Here is a 3,083-nt window from a genome sequence, read left to right on the forward strand (position 1 = left end):
CGTGTTCTTTATAATCCCATACTTCAAGTCCAGCTTTACTTCTATAATCATTAATTGCTTTGTGTATAGCTTCTTCAGCAAGCACTGAGCAGTGCATTTTTATTGGTGGAAGCCCATCTAAAGCTTCAGCTACAGCTTTATTCGTAAGTGTCCATGCTTCGTCTACAGATTTACCTCTAATAAGCTCTGTAGCCATACTTGAAGATGCTATAGCAGATCCGCAACCAAAAGTTTTGAATTTAGCATCGACTACTATATTATCTACTACTCTTAAATAAACCTTCATAATATCACCGCATCTAGCGTTTCCAACTTCACCAACACCATCAGCATTTTCAATTTCTCCTACATTTCTTGGGTTCTTAAAATGGTCCATCACTTTATCACTATACATATTATTTTCCCTCCTTTAAAAAGTCATCCCATAATGGTGACATATCTCTTAGTCTTTTAACAATTTTAGGTACTGTTTCTATTACAAAGTCAACTTCTTCTTCAGTCGTAGCATCTCCTAAACTAAGCCTTAGAGAACCATGTGCTATTTCAATTGGAACACCTATGGCAAGTAAAACATGAGATGGGTCTAAAGAACCTGATGTACAAGCACTCCCACTTGAACCAGCAATGCCATTAGCATCTAAGAGTAATAGTATAGATTCACCTTCTATAAATTTAAAACAAATATTAGAATTACCTGGAAGTCTATTTTCGGATCTAGGTCCATTAAATTTCGAATAAGGTATTTCTAATAATCCATTAATAAGCCTATCTCTTAAATAAACTAGTTTTTTGTTGCTTTCTTCCATGTTTTGAATTGCAAGCTCAAGAGCTTTACCAAGTCCTACTACGCCTGCCACATTTTCAGTACCCGCTCTTTTATTTCTTTCTTGTCCACCACCATGTACTAAATTCTCAACTTTAATACCTTTTCTTACATAGAGTGCTCCCACTCCCTTAGGTCCATAGAATTTATGAGCAGCTAGAGATAATAAATCTATATTCATTTCCTCAACATCTACAGGAATATGCCCTACAGCCTGAACTGCATCTGTATGGAACAACACTTTTTTGCTTCTACATAATGCTCCTATTTCCTTTATTGGTTCTATTGTTCCAATTTCATTATTTGCAAACATTATTGATACTAAAATAGTTTTGTCTGTAATAGCATTTTCTAAATCTTTAATATTTATAAATCCATATTCATCTACAGGTAAATAGGTAATTTCATATCCGTTTTTAGATAAATATTCACAAGTATGTAATACAGCATGATGTTCAATAACTGTTGTAATTATATGATTTCCCTTTTTCTTATACGCAGAAGCTATTCCCTTTATTGCAAAATTATCTGCTTCTGATCCGCCACCAGTGAAATATATTTCATTTTCATTAGCATTTATAGCTTTTGCTACCTTGTCTCTAGCAATATCAATTGCCTTTTTAGTTTCTCTTGATAGAGAATAAATCGATGAGGGATTCCCGAAGTAAGTTGTAAAATAAGGAATCATCTCTTCTAGAACTTCTGGTTTAGTGTAAGTGGTTGCAGCATGGTCCATATAAATTGATTTAATCATTATCTTTCACTCCTTTTATTAATGCTATTTCATTGTAATCATCCACAATATCTTTTAGGGTTATTGAGGAAGTTACGCTATCTATACTATCTTTAATTTTCTTCCATAATATTCTAGTTGCACAACAATCAATATTATTGCATGCATCGTCCTCTAGGCAATTAGATACCTCTATTGGACCTTCAAGTACGTTAATAACATCTTGTATAGTTATTTCTTCTGGTGCCCTATTTAATATATACCCACCTTGAGCGCCCCTTATGCTTTTAATAAGTTTAGCCTTTTTAAGAGAAGAGAATAATTGTTCTAAATAATATTCTGAAATATTTTGTCTTTGGGATATATTTTTAATAGATATAGGTTGTTCTCCATAATTTATTGCTAAATCCACCATTGCTTTAACCCCATATCTTCCCTTAGTAGATAGTTTCATTTCATCACCCCTTTAAAGTAGAGTGTTTTACTATACTTTCTAAGTATATAATATCAAACCCCACTAATCTTGTCAACTATAAATGACATGATTTTTAATTAATATTTTCTCTCGTTATATATTATTGAAAAATTTAATTATATGTAGTATAATTTTAAAAAAGCTTTGGAGGAAAAAAATGAAAAAAGATATTGTAAAACCATCAATTTTACCCGGCTTTATGGAATTACTGCCAGCTGAACAAATTAAGTTTAATATATTAGCAGATACGATAAGGGACACCTATGAGAGCTTTGGATTTATGCCTATAGATACACCAATAATAGAGAAATCAGAAATACTTCTGGCAAAAGGAGGGGGAGAAACCGAAAAACAAATTTATAGATTTACAAAGGGTAGTAATGATTTATCCCTCAGGTTTGATTTAACCGTCCCCTTAGCCAGATACGTTGCTCAAAATTACAGTTCTTTAACTTTCCCCTTTAGAAGGTACCAAATTGGTAAAGTTTATAGAGGAGAAAGGAATCAAAAGGGTCGATTCCGTGAATTTTACCAATGCGATATTGATATTGTTGGAAATAACAGTTTGAGCATTTTTAGTGATGCGGAAATACCTAGTATTATTTATACAATATTTAATAATCTTGGCTTTAAAAATTTCACGATAAAAGTAAATAATAGAAAGCTTTTAAACGGTTTTTTTGAATCTTTAGAAATCCAAGATAAAGCTGAAGTTCTAAGAATTGTTGATAAAATAGATAAAATTGGCAAAGCTAGTGCCATAGAAGAATTACTCAGTAATGGCCTAAATAGTGACGTTGCAGAACAAATTTTCGAATTTATTAACTTGACTGGTAGCAACCAAGAAATTTTATTGTTATTACAAAATTTAAATATTTGTAATACAAACTTTCAAGAGGGTTTGGAAGAGCTTTCAATAGTTTCTAGATATGTAGAATTGTTTGGTGTTCCACAGGAAAATTTCAAAATAGATTTGAAAATATCAAGAGGTCTTGATTATTACACTGGCACCGTCTACGAAACATTTTTAAATGAATACCCTTCTATTGGTT

4 protein-coding genes are annotated in these 3,083 nt (G+C 31.9%); 1 reads left to right on the forward strand and 3 read right to left on the reverse strand.

What is annotated here, in order from left to right; all coding sequences use genetic code 11:
• The 3 genes from nifU to ACJAX4_RS23210 all read right to left on the reverse strand — a co-directional run.
• Positions 1-394, reverse strand: a 394-nt coding sequence (gene nifU / locus ACJAX4_RS23200) for a Fe-S cluster assembly scaffold protein NifU (protein WP_435791809.1), incomplete at its 3' end; no start/stop codon positions are given.
• 1 nt (position 395) lies between these two features.
• Positions 396-1,574 carry a cysteine desulfurase NifS gene (gene nifS, locus ACJAX4_RS23205; RefSeq protein ID WP_435791813.1) on the reverse strand — a complete coding sequence of 393 codons (1,179 nt, stop codon included), beginning with the start codon at positions 1,572-1,574 and terminating at the stop codon, positions 396-398.
• Positions 1,570-2,010: an RrF2 family transcriptional regulator gene (locus ACJAX4_RS23210; protein ID WP_435791811.1), complete on the reverse strand. Its 441-nt coding sequence runs from the start codon at positions 2,008-2,010 to the stop codon at positions 1,570-1,572. The genes nifS and ACJAX4_RS23210 overlap by 5 nt, the downstream gene beginning before the upstream one ends.
• 178 nt (positions 2,011-2,188) lie before the next feature.
• Between ACJAX4_RS23210 and ACJAX4_RS23215 the strand changes: the two genes are divergently transcribed.
• On the forward strand, positions 2,189-3,083 hold an 895-nt coding region (locus tag ACJAX4_RS23215; protein ID WP_435791812.1), incomplete at its 3' end, for a histidine--tRNA ligase.

Origin of the sequence: Clostridium sp. (genome assembly GCF_051278035.1) — a bacterium.
Classification (GTDB): domain Bacteria; phylum Bacillota; class Clostridia; order Clostridiales; family Clostridiaceae; genus Clostridium_AD.

Bases quoted from the DNA above. Each gene is read 5' to 3' on its own strand.
- ACJAX4_RS23210 (WP_435791811.1), bottom strand. From the start codon at position 2,010: ATGAAACTATCTACTAAGGGAAGATATGGGGTTAAAGCAATGGTGGAT.